Source organism: Plantibacter sp. VKM Ac-2880 (assembly GCF_015351235.1).
Taxonomy (GTDB): domain Bacteria; phylum Actinomycetota; class Actinomycetes; order Actinomycetales; family Microbacteriaceae; genus Plantibacter.
Genome location: NZ_JADKSJ010000001.1, coordinates 914289 through 931904 on the forward strand (window position 1 = coordinate 914289; position 17616 = coordinate 931904).

Consider the following 17616-nt stretch of genomic DNA (forward strand, 5'->3'; position numbering starts at 1 on the left):
GAAGATCATCGGTGAGTCGTCGTTCTCCTCGTCGGAGAGTGAGAAGTCGAGGTCGACGACGACGGGCACGTGGTCGCTCGGGCTGTCGCCCTTGCGCTCGTTGCGGTGGATCGACGCTTCGACGACGTGGTCCGCGAAGGCCTGCGAGCCGTAGATGAAGTCGATCCGGAGTCCTTCGTTCCGCGGGAACCGGAGCTGCTTGTAGTCCCAGAAGGTGTAGCCCTCCGGGACGAACGGACGCACCGTGTCCTGCAGGCCGGCGTCGACGAACGCGGCGAGGGCGGCCCGCTCGGGCGCGGAGATGTGTGTGGAGCCCGGCCCGAAGCTCGGGTCGCCGACGTCGGAGTCGAGCGGTGCGACGTTCCAGTCGCCCATGAGGGCCAGGGGCAGCTCGGGGTTCTCGGCGAGCCAGGTGCGGGTGTCGGCCTCGAGGGCGGCGAGCCAGCGCAGCTTGTAGTCGTAGTGCGGGTCGCCGACCGCGCGCCCGTTCGGGACGTAGAGGCTCCAGAGGCGGACGCCGTCGACGGTGGCTCCGATCGCGCGGGCTTCGAGCGGGAGCCCGTCGGCGTCGAAGCCGGGGCCGTCGAGGGCGAGGCTCGCCGGTGGCTTCCCGAACCCGGGCATGTCGGGGAACCCGATCTGTACGTCCTCCATGGGCAGGCGGCTGGCGATGCCGACGCCGTTCCACTGGCTGAGTCCGTGCAGCTCCACCTGGTAGCCGGCCTTGGTGAAGGCCTCCATCGGGAACTGCTCGGGCTTGCACTTGAGTTCCTGCATGGCGAGGACGTCGACGTCCTCGCGGACGAGCCAGTCGACCACGCGGCCGACGCGGGTACGGATCGAGTTGACGTTCCAGGTGGCGATGCGCATGCCCCAACGCTATCGAACCCGCCCCGCCCTCGGTCCCGGTCCGATTTCCCCAACTCAGGAGACGCGGGGCGTGTCGGCCTGTGCTCGCCGCCGGTCAGCCCCGACACGCCGGTTGCTTCCTGAGTTAGGGGGGCCGGGCGTCGGGCGTCGGGCAGGACGACGGGTGGGGGATTGAGCGGATGTTCCCAGGGACAGCGAGCAGGTGTCGCGTAGCGTCGATGACATGACGACGTCCACCGCCGCCACGATCAGCCTGCCCACCGCCTCGACCGGAGGTGACAGTGCACTCGGAGGCGTCGCCGAATGGGCGGTCGGACTCATGGAGACCCTGGGCGGCCCGGGTGCCGCGCTCGCGATCGCGCTCGAGAACCTCTTCCCCCCACTGCCGAGCGAGGTCATCCTGCCGCTCGCCGGGTTCGCCGCCAGCCAAGGCAAACTCGGCCTCGTCGAGGTCCTCATCTGGACGACCGCGGGCTCGGTGGTCGGGGCGCTCGCCCTCTACGCGATCGGCGCCGTCCTCGGGCGTGACCGCATGCGTCGCCTCGTCGCGCGCGTCCCCCTCGTCCACGTCGAGGACGTCGACCGGGTGGAGGCCTGGTTCCAGAAGCACGGCTCGAAGGCGGTGTTCTTCGGGCGCATGCTGCCGATCTTCCGGAGCCTCATCTCCATCCCCGCGGGCGTCGAACGGATGCCGGTCCTGCGCTTCGCCCTCCTGACCCTGGCCGGCAGCGGCATCTGGAACACCATCTTCGTGCTCGCCGGGTTCTTCCTCGGAGAGCAGTGGCACATCGTCGAGGAGTACGCGGGCATCCTGCAGAAGGTCGTCATCGCGGGTGTCGTCATCGCCCTCGGCTTCACGATCTGGAAGGGCGTGAAGCGGTACCGCCGGGAAGGCAGCGAGGCCGCTTCGTCCGACGACTGAGCACGATCCGGACGGGTCACACCCAGCGCGGGGTGGTGAGCTCCTCGGGCTCCGCTGCGGTGTGCGAGGCGGCGACCGACCGCGCCTCGGTGCGGATCGCCTCGAGGACCGTCCGCACGGCGAGCCGCTCGGCGCGGTCCGGGCGGGACAGCGCGACGATCCGCCGGGTCGCGTCGAGCCCGGCGATCGGCCGGAGGACGATGCCCCGCTCCGGACCGCTCGCCGTGAACCGCGGGAGGAGGCCGATGCCGAGTCCAGCCGCGACCATCGCCTCGGCGATGCGATTGTCGCTCACCCGCTGCACGACGCGCAGCTCCGCGCCCGACTCCGCCTCGATGCTGCGCAGCAGTCGGTCGAGCGGGTAGCCGACCGGGACCCCGATCCAGGACTCGTCCGCGAGGTCGGCCGGCGTCAGCACCGTCTGGCCACTGAGCCGGTGCCCGATCGGCAGGACGACGTCGAGGGGCTCAGCGAGGAGCTGGGTGATCCGGAGGCCGCGACGCACCCAGGTGCGCTCGCCGCTGATCGCCTGGGCGATGACGATGTCGAAGTCGGCGGCGAGGTCGGGGAAGTCCTCCAGGTCCGGGTCGCGGTCGCTCACCTCGACGCGCAGGCCAGGGACTGCTTCGAGCGCGCGGAGTGCCGCTGGCACCACCATCTGCCCGAAGGTGGGGAACGTCGCAAGCGTGACGGTGCCGGTCGGATGGTTGCGGTACTCGTCCCAGACGCTCGTCGCGCGCTCGATCGCGACGGCGACGTCCGTGGCGCTCGCGGCGAGCGCCCGGCCGGCGTCGGTCAGGACGAGGCCGCGGCCGCGACGCTCGGTGAGGGGGAGGCCGGCCTCGCGCTCGAGTACCTTGAGCTGCTGGGAGACCGCAGACGGCGTCCGGTGGGTCGCCGCGGCGACCGCGTGCACGGTGCCGCGGTCGGCGAGTTCACGGAGGAGATCGAGTCGGCGCACGTCCATGTAGCGAGGCTACCGAGTATCGACAGTATTGTGAGCTTGTCCTTCATGGCGAACGGGCGTTTCATAGGAGCATGACCATCTACCTCGGCATCATCGCCCTCCTCGCTGCCAGTGCAGCCGTCGGTTCCGTCGTCGTCGTCAAGCGCGACGGCTACCGTGCCATCCCGGCCCGCACCTACCCGAAGTCCATCTGAGACCTCGCACCCGCCGGCACGTCCGGCGCATCCGACCTCCTCGCGACTCGTCGCCGGGAGGTCGTTCCATGTCCCCCTCGACAGGCTCGGGGACCGGGGGAGCTCAGGCGAGGAAGCCGCGGAGCAGGGCCTCGGACCCGGCGACGTGCTCGGCCATGGCCTGGGCCGCCTCGTCGGGATGCCCGCGCAGGATCGCCTTGACGATGCGCTCGTGCTGCTCGTCGGAGTGGGCGATGTTCACGGCCAGCAGCGGGATCCCGTTCAGCAGTTCGTTGACGCGCATCCGTGACTCGGCGACGAGCGGCAGGAGGCTCGGTGCACCGACGAGCTCGGCGATGAGCAGGTGCAACCGGGAGTCGTGGCGGCGGTAGTCGGCCGGGGCGGCGTCGCGGCACTCGCCGAGCGCCTGCCAGAGTCGTTCGCGGTCGGCGCCCGAGAGCTTGCACTGCGCCGCCTCGCGGGCCGCTCCCACCTCGAGGATGCTGCGGAGGACGAGGGTGTCCTCGATCCGTTCGGCCGAGACCGCGACGCGTGCGCCCTCCTCGGCACCGAGCCCGTCGACGGTGTCGTCGTCGGGCAGCTCGTCCATGACGAAGGTGCCGCCGTAGCGTCCGCGACGCGAGGTGAGGTAACCCGCCTCGGTGAGCGCGGCGATCGCGTCCCGGACGGTGTCGCGACTGACCCCCTGCATGGCTGCGAGGTCGCGTTCGGCTGGCAGGCGACCGCCGGGCTCGATGAGCCCGAGGCGGATCGACTGCAGCAGCCGCTGCACGGTCTCCTCGAACGCGTTGCCGGCACGGCCCGGGCGCAGGAGGAGCTCCGCGCTCAGCACCTCGGTGCCGTCGTCCCCCTTGCGCGTCTCGCTCATCGGATCAGTCTATTTCCCGCGAGTCGCCGCCCCGCCCGGGCACCCTGTCAGCTCATTCCGGGGTGACGTAGGCCGAGGAGATGCCGCCGTCGACGAGGAACGTCGAGCCGGTGATGAAGGAGGAGTCGTCGCTCGCGAGGAAGGCGACGGAGGCGGCGAGCTCCTCGGGCTCCGCGAACCGGCCGATCGGGATGTGGACGAGACGCCGTTGCGCGCGCACCGGGTCCTTCGCGAAGAGCTCCTGGAGCAGCGCGGTGTTCACGGGGCCGGGGCAGAGCGCGTTCACCCGGATGCCCTGCCGCGCGAACTGGACGCCGAGCTCGCGGCTCATCGCGAGCACGCCACCCTTGGACGCGGTGTACGAGATCTGCGAGGTCGCCGACCCTAGCACGGCGACGAACGACGCCGTGTTGATGATCGAGCCCTTGCCCTGCCGCACCATGTGGCGGATCGCCGCGCGCGAGCAGAGGTAGACCGACTTCAGGTTGACGTCCTGCACCCGTTCCCAGGCGGGCAGCTCGGTCGTCTCGATGGAGTCGTCGTCCGGCGGCGAGATGCCGGCGTTGTTGAAGGCGATGTCGACGGAGCCGTAGGTGTCGGCGGCGGTGTCGAAGAGGTGGTCGACCTGCGCCTGGTCGGTCACGTCGACCTGGACGAAGAGCCCGTCGACGTGCTCGGCGGCCGCCTGTCCACTCGTGGGGTCGAGGTCACCGATGACGACGATCGCGCCCTCCGCGGCGAAGCGCTTGGCGGTGGCGAGGCCGATCCCGCTCGCGCCGCCCGTGATGACGGCGACCTTCCCGGCGAGCCGCTGCGTGAGGTCGATGGGGGTGATGGTCATGTGGTGCTCTTTCTGTCTGCCCGCCCTTCGACAGGCTCAGGGACCGGGGGTGGTGCTCAGGGACCGGGGGTGGTGCTCAGGGACCGGGGGTGGTGCTCGTGGACCGGGGTGGCGCTTGTGGACCGGGGTGCTGCTGGTGGAACGGCGTGGTGCTGGTGGGTCAGTCGGTGGCGATGAAGACGTTCTTCGTCTCGGTGAAGGCGAGCGGCGCGTCCGGTCCGAGCTCCCGCCCCAGGCCGGACTGCTTGAACCCGCCGAACGGGGTGGAGTAGCGCACGGAGGAATGCGAGTTGACGGACAGGTTCCCCGCCTCGACGGCGCGGGCCGCGCGGAGGGCGCGTCCGACGTCCCGCGTCCAGATCGATCCCGACAGCCCGTACTCCGTGTCGTTGGCGAGGGCGAGCGCGTCGGCCTCGTCGTCGAACGGGAGCACGGTGACGACCGGCCCGAAGATCTCCTCCCGCACGCTCCGGTCGCCACGCTCGGGCGTGAGCACGGTCGGAGCGAACCAGTACCCGGGGCCGTCCGGCGCGCTCCCCGTGAACGCGACGGGCGCGTCGTCCGGCACGTAGGAGCGGACGGACGCCAGGTGCGGTGCCGAGACGAGCGGGCCCATCTCGGTGGCCGGGTCGTTCGGGTCGCCGACGACGACGCCTTGCACGGCCGGTTCGAGCAGTTCCATGAAACGCTCGTAGACGCTCCGTTGGACGAGGATGCGGCTGCGGGCGCAGCAGTCCTGGCCGGCGTTCTCGAACACGCCGTACGGGGCGGTCGCGGCCGCTCGTTCGAGATCGGCGTCGGCGAACACGATGTTCGCGCTCTTGCCGCCGAGCTCGAGGGTGACCCGCTTCACCTGCTCGGAGGCGCCCGCCATGATCCGTTTGCCGACGGCCGTCGAGCCGGTGAACACCACCTTCCGAACGGTCTCGTTCGTGACGAACCGCTCGCCGACGACCGATCCACGGCCGGGGAGCACCTGGAACAGGCCCTCGGGAAGCCCGGACTCGAGCGCGAGCTCGCCGAGGCGGATGCTCGTGAGAGGGGTCCACTCCGCCGGCTTCAGGACGACGGCGTTTCCCGCCGCCAACGCCGGTGCGAAGCCCCAGGCGGCGATCGTCATGGGGAAGTTCCACGGGGTGATGATGCCGACGACACCGAGCGGTTCGTGGAAGGTCAGGTCGATCCCGCCGGCGACGGGGATCTGCTGCCCGAAGAGCCGCTCGGGTGATCCCGAGTAGTACTCCAGCACGTCGCGCACGTGACCGGCTTCCCAGCGTGCCTGAGTGATCGGGTGCCCGGAGTTGACGACCTCGAGGCTCGCGAGGTGCTCGCGGTCGGCGTCGACCGCGTCGGCGAACCGGCGGAGGGCCTGCGCCCGGTCGGCCGGTGCGAGCGCGGCCCACGCGCGCTGGGCGACGGCCGCGCGGGTGATGGCGGCGTCGGTCTCGGCGACGTCGAGGTGTTCGACGGTCGTGACGACGTGCTCGTTCGCGGGGTTCAGGATCGTGTGACTCACTGGGCGGTGCTCCTGTCAGTGGTACCGGTGGTGCTGGGGGTGCGGTCGGTGCCGTCGCGGTGCCGGCGGGCGGCGTCGACGAGGCCGGCGAAGAGGCGTCGGTCGGCGGTCTCCTCCTCGGGGTGCCACTGCACCGCGAGCCCGAACGGCACGTCGCGCAGCTCGACGGCCTCGATGACGCCCTCCTCGGTGCGGGCGGTCACGACGAGTCCGTCGGCGACTCGGTCGATCGACTGGTGGTGGTACACGTGCACGTCGAGCTCGTCGTCGTCCTGGCGGAGCAGGGCGGCGAGCCGCGAGTCGGCGTCGATCGCCACGGTCTTCGGCCCGAAGACGCCCTCGCCGGGCTGGAACGAGTCGTCGCCGACGACGTCGGGCAGGTGCTGGATGAGCGTCCCCCCGAGGGCGACGTTGAGGAGCTGTGCACCGCGACAGATGCCGAGGAACGGCAGCTCGGCGTCGATCGCAGCGGTGAGCAGGGCCTCCTCCCAGGCGTCCCGATCGGTGCGGGGTCGACCGGTGCGCGGATGGGCGACCTGCCCGTACAGCCCGGGGTCGACGTCGGCGCCGCCGGAGACGATCAGCCCGTCGAGGCGTGACAGCACGGAGGCCGCGACCGCGCGGTTCACGGGTTGCGGCGGGAGGAGGACGACGATCCCGCCGGCGTCGGTCACGGCGTCGAGGTAGACCTTGGGGAGGAAGGACGCGGGCACGTCCCACACGCCGGTCTGGGCCTGCTCCAGGTAGGTGGTGACGCCGATGAGCGGGGCGCTCGAGACCGGCGCCTCGGGAGTCGGCGCGGACGGCTCGGGGCCGTCCTGATCAGAGGCGCTCAAAGCCGCGCACCCGTTCCCAGTCCGTCACCGCCGCGTCGAAGGCGGCGAGCTCGACCTTCGCGAAGTTGAGGTAGTGGTCGACGACCTCGTCGCCGAAGGCCTCGCGGGCGATCGTCGACCGCGAGAACAGCTCCGCCGCCTCCCGCAGCGACGTCGGCACGCGTGGGGCGCCGCCCGTGTAGGCGTTGCCGGTCGTCGCCTCCTCGAGTTCCAGTTCGTTCTCGATCCCGTGCAGCCCGGCCGCGATGAGCGCGGCGACCGCGAGGTACTGGTTGACGTCACCGCCCGGCACCCGGTTCTCGACGCGCATCCCGAGCCCTCGTCCGACGACGCGCAGCGAGCACGTGCGGTTGTCGTGACCCCAGGCCACCGCGGTGGGGGCGAAGCTGCCGTCGACGTAGCGCTTGTAGGAGTTGATGTTGGGCGCGAAGAACATCGTCAGTTCACGCATGGCGGCGATCTGTCCGGCGAGGAAGTGCCGGAACAGCTTCGACATGCCGTCGGGGGCGTCGGGGTCGGCGAAGACCGCCGAGCCGTCCTCGCCGCGGAGGCTGATGTGGATGTGGCAGCTGTTGCCCTCGCGCTCGTCGAACTTCGCCATGAACGTGAGGCTCTTGCCGTGTGCGTCCGCGATCTCCTTCGCACCGTTCTTGTAGATGGAGTGGTTGTCGCAGGTGGCCAGGGCGTGGTCGTACCGGAACGCGATCTCCTGCTGGCCGAGGTTGCATTCGCCCTTGACGCCTTCGCAGTACATCCCCGCGTCGTCCATCGCGTTGCGGATGTCGCGGAGCAGGGGCTCCATGCGCGTGGAGGCGAGGATCGCGTAGTCGATGTTGTAGTCGGTGGCCGGGGTCAGCTTCGTGTAGTCCTTCGCCCAGGCCTCGCGGAAGGTGTCGTCGAAGACGAGGAACTCGAGCTCCGTGCCGACGAAGGGGACGAGTCCGCGTTCTGCGAGCCGTTCGAGCTGGGCGATGAGGATCTGCCTGGGGGAGGCGACCACGGGGGTGTCGTCGAGCCACTGCAGATCGGCGGTGACGAGGGCCGTCCCCGGGAGCCAGGGCACGTGACGGAGGGTCGAGAAGTCGGGGATCATCGCCATGTCGCCGTAGCCGCGCTCCCAGCTCGACATCGCGTAGCCGTCGACGGTGTTCATCTCCACGTCGACCGCGAGGAGGTAGTTGCAGCACTCCGCCCCGTGTTCGGCGACGTCCTCGACGAAGAGTCGCGCCGAGACGCGCTTGCCGACGAGTCGGCCCTGCATGTCGGTGAAGGCGAGGATGACGGTGTCGATCTCCTTCGCCGCGACCGCGGTCGTGAGCTCCTCGAGCGTCAGGTTTCCTGAACGTGGGTGCATGGGAGCTCCTCGTGGGTCGGGGACCCGCCGTCGGTCGTTCTGCAGCGGCGGAGAACTGAAAGGTCGCGAACTCGACCATTACACCACAGCATGCCCGAGACGCGCAGGAGTTCAACGGACCGGATCTGCCACAAAGGTATGTACACGCGACCATTGCAGGTCCTATAGTCGGGCCAACCGATCTGAGGACGTTGTGCGGGCCCGACGAGCGCGCAACCCGAGCGAACAGGACCTGTCGATGGCCAACGAAACGCGCAAGATCTCCGGGGTGACCTACACCGCGGCTGGCGAGGGCTACTTCGAGAAACGCAGTTTGAAACGATCCGCCGGCGTGTGGGGGCTCTGGGGCCTCGCCGTCGCGGCGGTCATCTCCGGAGACTTCTCCGGCTGGAACTTCGGCATCGACTTCGCCGGGTTCGGCGGCATGCTCATCGCCTTCATCATCCTCGTGGCGATGTACTACGGCATGATCTTCTCCATCGGGGAGATGGCGGCGGCCATGCCCCACACGGGCGGTGCGTACTCCTTCGCGAGAGCGGCGATGGGTCCGCTCGGCGGCTTCGTCACCGGGCTCGCCGAGACGATCGAGTACGTCGCCACGACCGCGGTGATCGTGTACTTCTCGGCCTCCTACGCCGACGCCATCACGAGCGAGCTCCTCGGGTTCTCGATGCCGTCACCGGTCTGGTGGGCGATCCTCTACCTCGCCTTCATCGCGTTGAACTCCGCCGGCGCGAGCATCTCCTTCCGCTTCGCGATCGTCGTCTCGATCATCTCCATCGGCATCCTGCTCGTCTTCTCGGCCATGGCGGTCTTCTCCGGCCAGTTCGCGTGGGCGAACCTCTTCGACATCGCGCCCGACCCCGGGCAGACGGAGTTCCTGCCGCACGGCGTGCTCCCGATCCTGTTCGCCCTGCCGTTCGCCATGTGGTTCTTCCTCGGCATCGAGGAGCTGCCGCTCGCCGCGGAGGAGTCCCACAACCCCGCGCGCGACATCCCGAAGGCCGGCTTCTGGGCTCGGGGCACCCTCATCGTCACGGGTCTGCTCGTCCTGTTCCTCAACACCGGCGTGATCGGTGCCGAGGCGACGGGGACCGCGGGCGAACCGCTGCTCGACGGCTTCCGGGCGATCGTCGGTGACGGTGCCGCCGCCGTGCTCGCCCTGTTCGCGCTGATCGGCCTGCTCGCCTCGCTGCAGGGGATCATGTTCGCCTACGGCCGCAACATGTACTCGCTGTCGCGCGCCGGGTACTACCCGCGCTTCCTCTCCCTGACGGGGAAGCGCCAGACCCCGTGGGTCGCGCTCGTGGCCGGCGCCCTCATCGGGTTCGTGGCGCTCCTCATCGTGGAAGCAGCGGGCGGCTCGGGCGGTGTGGCCGGGGCGATCGTGCTGAACATCGCCGTCTGGGGCGCCGTGCTGGCGTACCTCATGCAGATGATCGCGTTCCTGCTGCTCCGGAAGAAGTTCCCGAACGCGAAGCGCCCCTACCTCAGCCCGTGGGGTGTGCCCGGTGCGGTCATCGCGGCCGTCATCGCTGCACTCATCTTCGTCGGCTTCCTCCTCAACCCGACGTTCCTGCCGGCGATCATCGCGATCGTGGTGGTGTACGTCGTCATGCTCGTCGCCTTCGCCGTCTGGGGGCGCCACCGCCTCGTGATGTCGCCGGAGGAGGAGTACGCGGTCTCCGGTGGTCTGCACGGCGACCCGGAGACCGAAGGTTACGGTGGCGCGACCGAGGCCGGACTCCTCGCGACCGACCCGCCTGAGCAGCCCGGGTCCGGCCAGGTGCGTTGACCCCCGGCCCCGCCTCCCCGTCTCAGGACGGTGGCGGTGTGGCCGCACCGAGCCCCGGCGCGTCGACCCGACACGCCGGGGCTCTCCTGCGTCGGGGGGATCCTATGCCCCCATCCGGGCGACTGCGGCGATGGGGGTCACAGCTTGTAGACTCGTCGGCGTGACGGACGCACGAGCTCAGCTCATTGACCACATCTCGGCAGAAGCCGTGTTCCACGGTGACTTCACCCTGACGAGCGGCAAGAAAGCGACGTACTACGTCGACCTCCGCAAGGTGAGCCTCGACCACCGCGTCGCGCCGCTCATCGGCCAGGTCATGATCGACCTCATCGCCGACGTCCCCGACGTCTTCGCGGTCGGCGGACTCACCATGGGAGCCGACCCCGTCGCCGCCGCGATCCTGCACCAGGGTGCCGCCCGCGGCCTGACGTACGACGCGTTCGTCGTCCGCAAGGAGCCCAAGGACCACGGCCGCGGCAAGCAGGTCGAGGGCCCGGACCTCCAGGGCAAGCGCGTGATCGTCCTCGAGGACACCTCGACCACGGGCGGCTCGCCGCTCAAGGCCGCCGAGGCACTCGAGAAGATCGGCGCCGAGGTCGTCGCCGTCGCCGTCGTCGTCGACCGCGCCACCGGTGCCCGCGAGATCATCGAGGCAGCCGGCTACCAGTACCTGGCCGCCATCGGCCTGGAAGACCTGGGACTCGCCTGATGTCCGGCGACGGGACCGACCGCGGCGGCTCCGGCCTGCCGGACGATTCGGCAGACGGAACCGACTGGCTCCTGTCGCAGCTCGACGCCGACGACACGGAGGCGATCGAGACCCAGCCGGACGACGCTCAAGCCGAGCGGCCCTCCGCGCCTCCCGTCGTCCCCGACCCCGTACCGGCTGAGACGCCCGCGCCCGAGTCGGCCCCCGCTCCCGCGTGGACGCCCGCACCCGAGTCGGCTCCGGCTCCCGCGTGGACGCCCGTGTCCGAGTCGACGCCGGTCGCCGAGCCCACTCCCGCGCCCCAGTCCACCCCGGCACCCGAAGCCGCGTCCGCCGAGTCGGGCGCGCTCCGGCACCCGAACGCCCTCGAACTGCCCGTCGTCCCGCCGACCCCGGCCCCGGCGGCTCCGGTGCCGCCGGCTCGCAACGAGCTCACGGTCGACACCGACTCCGTCCTCCAGCACGCTCCCGCCGGCACGTTCCGTCCCGCACCGACCAATCCGGTCGTCCTCCCACCCGTCGACGACGAGCCCTGGAGCCTCGGCGCGAGCGATGACGACGCGCGACCGGCACCGGAAGACGTCTCGACGATGGCCCTGCCGACCGCGCGGGCCCTCGCTGCGGACGATCCCGAGGCCTGGGCGGCCGTCGACGCGGAGCACGCGCCCCCGACGACCGACACCCCGGCGCGCCCGAGTGGCTTCGTCACGGCGCCGGACGCCGAACCGGCCGCGCCGCAGCCCGCCGACCCGGCGCAGCCTGCTGATGCACCGCAATCCGTCGACGCACCGCAGCCTCCCGCCGCGACGTTCGGCGCGCAGCGGGTCGAGCCGGCCTTCCCCCCTGCGGACGCCGACTCGGACGACGACCTCCCGGAGGGTTCCTGGAGCCTCTCCGAGACCTTCGGTGACGACGTGCTCGGCGGTGAGACCGTCGAGGTCCGCGACCGCGCCACCGACACGGTGACGACCGACTCCACGGTCCCGGCCGACGCCCGGACGGCCACCGACGCCGCCCCAGATCACGCCTCGACATCGGACGACGCCACGACGTCCGCCCCACGGACAGACCCCCTCGCCTGGCTCACGGAGCCGTTCGGCGAGACGTTCGGCGCGAACCAGACGTCACCGGCTGCCCAGCCGTCCGATGCCGCCGATCCGGTCGACACGGACGCGGCTCCCGAGTCGGCCGACGCCGCCGACCCGATCGCAGCGCAGCCCTGGCCGCTCGAGGCCGAGTCGCGCGCCGACGTCGCCTCCACGGACCCGGCTTCCGAGCCGGTCGATGTCGTCGACGACTCCCTCGCCGCGCAGCCCGCCCCGATCGAGCCCGAGACGGTCACCGAACCGACACCGGACGCCGCCGCGAGCTCAGCACCCGTCACGCCTGCCGCCCCGTTCCGCTGGGACACGGTCGTCGCCTCGCCGACACCGGCCGCGCCGAGTGCACCGGCCGAGGTGCCGTGGCCCGAGACGGTGCCGGACGCCTCCGCCGAACCGCTCGACGAGACGCGGCCCTTCGACAGCCTCGGCGGCCCCGGATTCTCCGCCCTCGGTGGCGCGGCTGCAGAGCAGCCGTTCCCGGTCGACCCCGAGCCCGTCACCGCGGAGCGATCCGCCGGCACCGACGCCCCGGTGGACGACGCGGCCACGGAGACCTCCGAGGTCCCGCCCGCCTTCGGCCCGCCGACCCCCCAGGCCGAGCGCTCCATCACCGAACTCATCTCCCTCGACGGCGTACAGCCCGAGCCGACGGTCAGCCCCTTCGGGAGCGCCCCCTTCGTCTGGGACCTGGCTCCCAACGACGCACTCGACCCTCTCGTGCACGCCGCTCCGACGACACAGCCGATCCCCGTGCCCGCCGTGCAGTGGGAGGGCACCGACACGCCTGCGGTCAGCGCCGAGTCGCCGTCGGAGCTCGCCCTCGAGGGCGAGGTCCCCGATGCGGCGTTCATCGCCGGCGACGTGCAGCCGTTCGCTCCCGGCCTCGCCGCGGAGACCCTCGGCCGACCGCTCGTCGACGGCCCGGGCGACGAGTTCGCGAGCTGGCGCGACGACGCGATCGACGACGCGGACTCGGACACGCCTGCCGTGGTCCCCGCCGCGAACGACACGGTCGACCTGTTCCCGACGCTGTCACTCGGCGGACTCGACGCCAGCCTGGATGCCGCAGCCGCAGCCGGTGGTCTCGGCGTCCTCGGATCCGCGGCGCCCGTCCTCGGGGCGGACCTCGACGAGCGTGCACCCGGCGACACCGAGGACGCTGCGGCTTCCGTCGACGCACCTGCGTCGCCGACGGACGACGCCCGGCCGGCCGAGCCGGCCGGGTTCGCGGTCGATCCGGAGGAACTCGACGACGAGTTCGATGAGGAGATCGTCCAGTTCGACGCGGTCCCGCTCTCCGCGGCCGCCGCCACGCCGCTGCCGTCCTTCTCGCCCGATGCGCCCGACGCCGAAGCAGCGGACGCCGACGCCGACACGCCCGACGCCACCGAGCCGGAGCCCGTCAGCGAGGAGCTGCGGCTCGAGTCGCTGTTCGACGTCGGCCCCGACACCGACACGGTGGAGGTCCCGGTGTCCGACGGTGAGCCGTCCGACACCGAGCCGACGGATGGTCCGGCCTCGGCCACGCCGACGACACCGTCCGATTCCCTCGCAGACGCCTTCGCCGCCGAGGGCGGATGGTCGCTGCAGACGGACGCCGTCGCCGATGCGGAACCAGCTCCCGCCGATGCCACGGTGCCGGGCGCAGAGGATGCGACGGATCCGGACGAGCGCAGCGCCGACGACGCCTCGAGCGGGTCCGACGCACCCACCGCAGGCGAGCACGCCGCCGGCCCGGCACCCGCCTACGGTGCGGCTCTGGGCGCGCACGCCGCCGCCGTCCCGTCGCAGGGTCCGGCCACGCATCCTGTGCAGACGGCTCCCGCGGCCCTTCCCGGTGAGACGGTCGCCTTCCCCGAGCTCGACGGCTCGAACGGCTTCGTGACCCCGGCCGCGGCCGCCGGGATCGTCGGTGCCTCCCTGCCGCCGCAGCCCACGAGCGCACCGTCCCCGACGCAGCAGTCCGCCACGCCGACGTCGGTCCCGGATCGCGACCTCCCCGAGTACCGAGGCGAAGCGCTCGACCAGAGCATCCCGAAGGCGCTCCTGTGGGTGGTCGTCGGACTGGGCGCGGCGGTCCTCCTGCTCCTCGCGTTCTACTTCGGCACCCTCGTCGGCGCGGCGAACGCGGCCGGTGCGGCGGGTGCGGCGGGAGTCACCCCGCAGCCGACGGTGTCGTCCTTCTCCTCGGACACGTCCGAGGAGGGTTCCGCCTGACGCTCGCCCGTCGAGCGCAGCACACGCGCCGGACGGGCAGGGTGACCGCGACCGCCGCCTCGCTCAGGCGACGTCGATGACCGTCACGCCCGTCGACCGGTCGCCCGAAGCAAGAGCGACGAGCGCCGACGGTGCCTCGTCCAGGCCGATGCGATGCTCGATGAGGTCCTGCGGGCGCAGCGCGCCGCTCGCGACGAGGTCCAGCAGCTCGCGGTAGTCGGATGCCGGCATGCCGTGGCTGCCGTGCAGGGAGAGCTCCTGGGCGATGATCCGCGGCATCGGGAGCGTCGGCTCCGAGGAGAACAGCCCGATCTGCACCTGGCGGCCCAGGGGCGCCAGCGCCAGGAGACTCAGACGCATCGTGGACTCCCGACCGAGGGCCTCGACCGAGACCTGGACGCCGCCCGGGCTGACCTCGGCGATGCGCGCGAGCACGGCGTCCTCGTCGAGCCCGCTGGAGTCGATCGTGTGCGTGACGCCGATCGACCGGGCGCGGGCGAGGGCTGCGGCGTCGATGTCGACGGCGACGACCTCGGCACCCAGGGCCACCCCGATCATGGCGGCACTCAGCCCGACGCCACCGCAGCCGACGACGAGCAGGCGTTCACCGCTGCGCAGCGCGGCCCGGTGCACGAGCCCCCGGAACGCCGTCGCGAAGCGGCAGCCGAGGAGGGCTGCGGCGCCCGCGTCGAGCGACTCCGGTACCGGGATGAGGTTGACGTCCGCATCGTGCAGGGCGACGAGTTCGGCATACGACCCCCAGTGGGTGAAGCCGGGCTGGGTCTGGTTCGGGCAGACCTGGCCGTTCCCGGCGAGGCATTCGGCACAGCGGCCGCACGCGCACACGAAGGGGACGGTGACGCGGTCGCCCACCTGGAACCGCTCGACGAGTGGCCCGACGGCGTGGACCCGCCCGACGAGTTCATGACCGGGCACCTGCGGGAGGGCGATCCCGTCGTCGTGGCCGAGCCACCCGTGCGCGTCGCTCCGGCACAGGCCGGTCGTCTCCACACGCACGACCACGCCGGCGTCGGACGGCTGCGGATCCGGGACGTCCCGAACGGTCGGCTCGGTGCTGAACTGGTCGTAGACGACGGCGCGCATGGGAGATCCTCGAAGCTGGGGGAGCGGGTCGGTGTGGCTGCGGGAGGGGCTGGACTAGATCTCGACCTCGACGGGGTCGGTCACGAGGTCGATGACCCCGCTGAGGATCTCGTTCGGCCGGAACGGGTAGCGGTTGATCTCGGCCTCGTCGCTGATGCCTGTGAGGACGAGGATCGTGTGGAGACCCGCCTCGATGCCCGCGACGATGTCGGTGTCCATGCGGTCGCCGATCATGCCGGTGTTCTCCGAGTGCGCGCCGATCTTGTTGAGGGCCGAGCGGAACATCATCGGGTTGGGCTTGCCGACCACGTACGGCTCCATGCCGGTCGCCTTCGTGATGAGCGCTGCGATCGCACCGGTCGCGGGCAGCGGGCCGTCCTTGCTCGGTCCGGTGGCGTCCGGGTTCGTGACGATGAACCGCGCGCCGCCGGCGATCAGGCGGATCGCCTTCGTGATGGCCTCGAACGAGTAGTTGCGGGTCTCGCCGACGACGACGTAGTCGGGGTTCGTCTCCGTCATCGTGAAGCCGGCCTCGTGGATGGCGGTGGTGATCCCGGCCTCGCCGATGACGAATGCCGACCCTCCCGGCTCCTGCTCGGCGAGGAAGGCGGCCGTGGCGAGGGCGGAGGTCCAGATGAACTCCTCCGGAACGTCGAGGCCGGAGGCGCGCAGGCGGGCGCTCAGGTCGCGCGGGGTGAAGATCGAGTTGTTCGTGAGGACCAGGAAGGGCGTCCGCTGGTCCTGCCACTGCTGCAGGAGTGCTGCTGCACCCGGGAGGGCGTGGTTCTCGTGGACGAGTACCCCGTCCATGTCGGTGAGCCAGCACTCGACCTCGTCGCGACGTGACATGCGTTCCTCCAGGTGGTTCGGGCGGGCCGAGGGAGCGGCGCGCCTCATGGGGTGGCGCGGCGTCGGGCCCGGATCTCCAGTCTGGCACGGCGCGGGTAGGGTTGGCTGGTGCCAGAGACCCCGCCCAGCCAGGACGATCCGGCCGTCCACCCCGCCGATCCCGTGGCGCCCGCGAGCCAGGGCGGCGTCGGCCCGTGGCAGGGGGACTGGCCCGAGGATCCCTGGTACGACCAGGCGCTCCTGCGCGACGGCGACACCCGCAACGTCGTCGACCGGTACCGCTACTGGACGATGGAGGCCATCGTCGCCGACATCGACGAGCACCGTCACCCGTTCCACGTCGCCATCGAGAACTGGCAGCACGACATGAACATCGGCTCGATCGTGCGCACCGCCAACGCGTTCGCCGCCGACACCGTGCACATCGTCGGTCGACGTCGCTGGAACAAGCGCGGGGCGATGGTCACCGACCGCTACCAGCACGTCGAGTACCACGCCGACGTCGCGGGCCTCGTCGCCTGGGCGCGCGACGCGGGGCTACCGATCATCGCGATCGACAACGTCCCCGGTTCGGTCCCGATCGAGACCACCAGACTCCCCGAGCGATGCATCCTGCTGTTCGGACAGGAGGGCCCCGGTCTGTCGGCGGAGGCGATCGCGGCGGCCGATGCGGTGCTCGAGATCACCCAGTTCGGCTCGACGAGATCGATCAACGCGTCCGCGGCAGCGGCTGTCGCGATGCACGCGTGGGTCATGCAGCACGTGTCCTTCGACTGACGTCGACAGGGTTGTCCCCCGTCCGCGGGTGGTTCCGAGGGATCCCCCTATGCGTTCCTCAGGAACACCTCAAGATTCCCTCAATTGCGGACGTAGTCCCCCAAAGTGCCGACACGGACCGGCATACTTTGTATCGGAGCAATGCTCCACCGCTGAACCCGAATCCCTCCCGGCACCCGAAGCCACTGAGGGCCACCGCACGGACCCGAATCCGTGCGGTGCGCATCGGCGGTCACCCGAAGGATGAACTGAAGATGAAGCACAGCTCCGCCCTGGGAGTCTCGCCCGAACGAGGATCCCGCCCGTCCCTGGTCCGTGGCGTCACCGCGCTCGCCGTCCCCGCTGCGCTCGCGATCGCCCTCCTGGTGGGCGTCGCTGCGCCGGCTCAGGCGGACACCCGCGCCGACGACACCTCGGTGTCGATCAGCGCAACGCAGACCGGCCCGAGCGAGCTCATCGCCCCTGCCGGTGCGTTGTTCGCCTCGCTCCTCATCTGGGGTGCGGGAGCCGCGTTCGCGACCCGTCGTCGGATGCTCGCGGAACAGCGCGAGGAGGCGTCGCTGATCCCCTTCTGATCAGCACGCGTCGTATCTGCACCTGATCACGGTGGCCCGAACCGCCGCGATCGTGTGCGCCCAGACGGAACCGCACCGTTCCGTCGCACCGGTGGCCGCCGGGAGTCCCCCCACTCCCG

At 71.1% G+C, this 17616-nt stretch carries 16 protein-coding genes; 7 read left to right on the forward strand and 9 right to left on the reverse strand.

The features are described 5' to 3' along the window. The coding region (locus tag ITJ57_RS04520) for an exodeoxyribonuclease III (protein ID WP_194669043.1) at positions 1 to 870 on the reverse strand (870 nt) is incomplete at its 3' end. A gap of 223 nt (positions 871 to 1093) precedes the next feature. Between ITJ57_RS04520 and ITJ57_RS04525 the strand changes: the two genes are divergently transcribed. Then, entirely contained in the window at positions 1094 to 1792 is a 699-nt protein-coding gene (locus ITJ57_RS04525) for a DedA family protein (RefSeq protein ID WP_194669044.1), read from the forward strand. 16 nt (positions 1793 to 1808) lie between these two features. Here ITJ57_RS04525 and ITJ57_RS04530 read toward each other — a convergent pair whose 3' ends face one another. Beyond that, the gene (locus tag ITJ57_RS04530; RefSeq protein ID WP_194669045.1) at positions 1809 to 2759 is read right to left on the reverse strand and encodes a LysR family transcriptional regulator; all 951 of its coding nucleotides are present in this window, start codon (positions 2757 to 2759) and stop codon (positions 1809 to 1811) included. Between the two features lie 71 nt (positions 2760 to 2830). On the opposite strand from ITJ57_RS04530, the gene ITJ57_RS19605 reads away from it, so the two are divergent. Continuing rightward, positions 2831 to 2953, forward strand: a complete 123-nt coding sequence (locus tag ITJ57_RS19605) for a hypothetical protein (protein WP_255353622.1) — start codon at positions 2831 to 2833, stop codon at positions 2951 to 2953. A 103-nt stretch (positions 2954 to 3056) separates the two neighbouring features. On the opposite strand, the gene ITJ57_RS04535 is transcribed toward ITJ57_RS19605, so the two are convergent. From ITJ57_RS04535 to ITJ57_RS04555, 5 genes are all read right to left on the reverse strand, one after another. Further along, positions 3057 to 3821: a FadR/GntR family transcriptional regulator gene (locus tag ITJ57_RS04535; protein ID WP_194669046.1), complete on the reverse strand. Its 765-nt coding sequence runs from the start codon at positions 3819 to 3821 to the stop codon at positions 3057 to 3059. A 52-nt stretch (positions 3822 to 3873) separates the two neighbouring features. Then, a complete protein-coding gene (locus ITJ57_RS04540) occupies positions 3874 to 4662 on the reverse strand; it encodes a 3-oxoacyl-ACP reductase (RefSeq protein ID WP_228506481.1) in 789 nt (262 codons plus the stop codon). 160 nt (positions 4663 to 4822) lie between these two features. Then, on the reverse strand, positions 4823 to 6178 hold the full coding sequence (locus ITJ57_RS04545; protein WP_194669047.1) for an aldehyde dehydrogenase family protein: 1356 nt from the start codon (positions 6176 to 6178) through the stop codon (positions 4823 to 4825). Continuing rightward, a complete protein-coding gene (locus tag ITJ57_RS04550; RefSeq protein WP_194669048.1) occupies positions 6175 to 7014 on the reverse strand; it encodes a gamma-glutamyl-gamma-aminobutyrate hydrolase family protein in 840 nt (279 codons plus the stop codon). Before ITJ57_RS04550 ends, ITJ57_RS04545 begins: the two co-directional genes overlap by 4 nt. After that, positions 7001 to 8368, reverse strand: a complete 1368-nt coding sequence (locus tag ITJ57_RS04555; protein ID WP_194669049.1) for a glutamine synthetase family protein — start codon at positions 8366 to 8368, stop codon at positions 7001 to 7003. Before ITJ57_RS04555 ends, ITJ57_RS04550 begins: the two co-directional genes overlap by 14 nt. Before the next feature lie 238 nt (positions 8369 to 8606). On the opposite strand from ITJ57_RS04555, the gene ITJ57_RS04560 reads away from it, so the two are divergent. The 3 genes from ITJ57_RS04560 to ITJ57_RS04570 all read left to right on the forward strand — a co-directional run bounded on the left by ITJ57_RS04560 (position 8607) and on the right by ITJ57_RS04570 (position 14192). Next, positions 8607 to 10163: an amino acid permease gene (locus tag ITJ57_RS04560; RefSeq protein WP_194669050.1), complete on the forward strand. Its 1557-nt coding sequence runs from the start codon at positions 8607 to 8609 to the stop codon at positions 10161 to 10163. Between the two features lie 160 nt (positions 10164 to 10323). Then, positions 10324 to 10872, forward strand: a complete 549-nt coding sequence (pyrE, locus tag ITJ57_RS04565; RefSeq protein WP_056008912.1) for an orotate phosphoribosyltransferase — start codon at positions 10324 to 10326, stop codon at positions 10870 to 10872. Beyond that, positions 10872 to 14192: a hypothetical protein gene (locus ITJ57_RS04570; RefSeq protein ID WP_194669051.1), complete on the forward strand. Its 3321-nt coding sequence runs from the start codon at positions 10872 to 10874 to the stop codon at positions 14190 to 14192. The genes pyrE and ITJ57_RS04570 overlap by 1 nt, the downstream gene beginning before the upstream one ends. Positions 14193 to 14255: 63 nt before the next feature. Here the strand turns inward: ITJ57_RS04570 and ITJ57_RS04575 are convergent, their stop codons facing one another. After that, positions 14256 to 15296, reverse strand: a complete 1041-nt coding sequence (locus ITJ57_RS04575) for a zinc-dependent alcohol dehydrogenase family protein (protein ID WP_194669052.1) — start codon at positions 15294 to 15296, stop codon at positions 14256 to 14258. A gap of 54 nt (positions 15297 to 15350) precedes the next feature. Then, positions 15351 to 16145, reverse strand: coding sequence for an HAD-IIA family hydrolase (locus ITJ57_RS04580; protein ID WP_056008903.1), 795 nt, complete (start codon positions 16143 to 16145; stop codon positions 15351 to 15353). 162 nt (positions 16146 to 16307) lie between these two features. Between ITJ57_RS04580 and ITJ57_RS04585 the strand changes: the two genes are divergently transcribed. Together ITJ57_RS04585 and ITJ57_RS04590 are read left to right on the forward strand one after the other, a co-directional pair. Then, positions 16308 to 16922, forward strand: a complete 615-nt coding sequence (locus tag ITJ57_RS04585; RefSeq protein WP_194670299.1) for a TrmH family RNA methyltransferase — start codon at positions 16308 to 16310, stop codon at positions 16920 to 16922. A 254-nt stretch (positions 16923 to 17176) separates the two neighbouring features. Continuing rightward, positions 17177 to 17497, forward strand: coding sequence for a hypothetical protein (locus tag ITJ57_RS04590; protein WP_194669053.1), 321 nt, complete (start codon positions 17177 to 17179; stop codon positions 17495 to 17497). Positions 17498 to 17616: the final 119 nt, after the last annotated feature.

Excerpts from the sequence above, each read along its gene's own strand:
- ITJ57_RS04525 (WP_194669044.1), top strand. The coding sequence starts at position 1,094 with ATGACGACGTCCACCGCCGCCACGATCAGCCTGCCCACCGCCTCGACC.
- ITJ57_RS04575 (WP_194669052.1), bottom strand. The coding sequence starts at position 15,296 with ATGCGCGCCGTCGTCTACGACCAGTTCAGCACCGAGCCGACCGTTCGG.
- ITJ57_RS04560 (WP_194669050.1), top strand. The coding sequence starts at position 8,607 with ATGGCCAACGAAACGCGCAAGATCTCCGGGGTGACCTACACCGCGGCT.
- ITJ57_RS04570 (WP_194669051.1), top strand. The coding sequence starts at position 10,872 with ATGTCCGGCGACGGGACCGACCGCGGCGGCTCCGGCCTGCCGGACGAT.
- ITJ57_RS04590 (WP_194669053.1), top strand. The coding sequence starts at position 17,177 with ATGAAGCACAGCTCCGCCCTGGGAGTCTCGCCCGAACGAGGATCCCGC.
- ITJ57_RS04530 (WP_194669045.1), bottom strand. The coding sequence starts at position 2,759 with ATGGACGTGCGCCGACTCGATCTCCTCCGTGAACTCGCCGACCGCGGC.
- ITJ57_RS04580 (WP_056008903.1), bottom strand. The coding sequence starts at position 16,145 with ATGTCACGTCGCGACGAGGTCGAGTGCTGGCTCACCGACATGGACGGG.
- ITJ57_RS19605 (WP_255353622.1), top strand. The coding sequence starts at position 2,831 with ATGACCATCTACCTCGGCATCATCGCCCTCCTCGCTGCCAGTGCAGCC.
- ITJ57_RS04555 (WP_194669049.1), bottom strand. The coding sequence starts at position 8,368 with ATGCACCCACGTTCAGGAAACCTGACGCTCGAGGAGCTCACGACCGCG.
- ITJ57_RS04535 (WP_194669046.1), bottom strand. The coding sequence starts at position 3,821 with ATGAGCGAGACGCGCAAGGGGGACGACGGCACCGAGGTGCTGAGCGCG.
- ITJ57_RS04540 (WP_228506481.1), bottom strand. The coding sequence starts at position 4,662 with ATGACCATCACCCCCATCGACCTCACGCAGCGGCTCGCCGGGAAGGTC.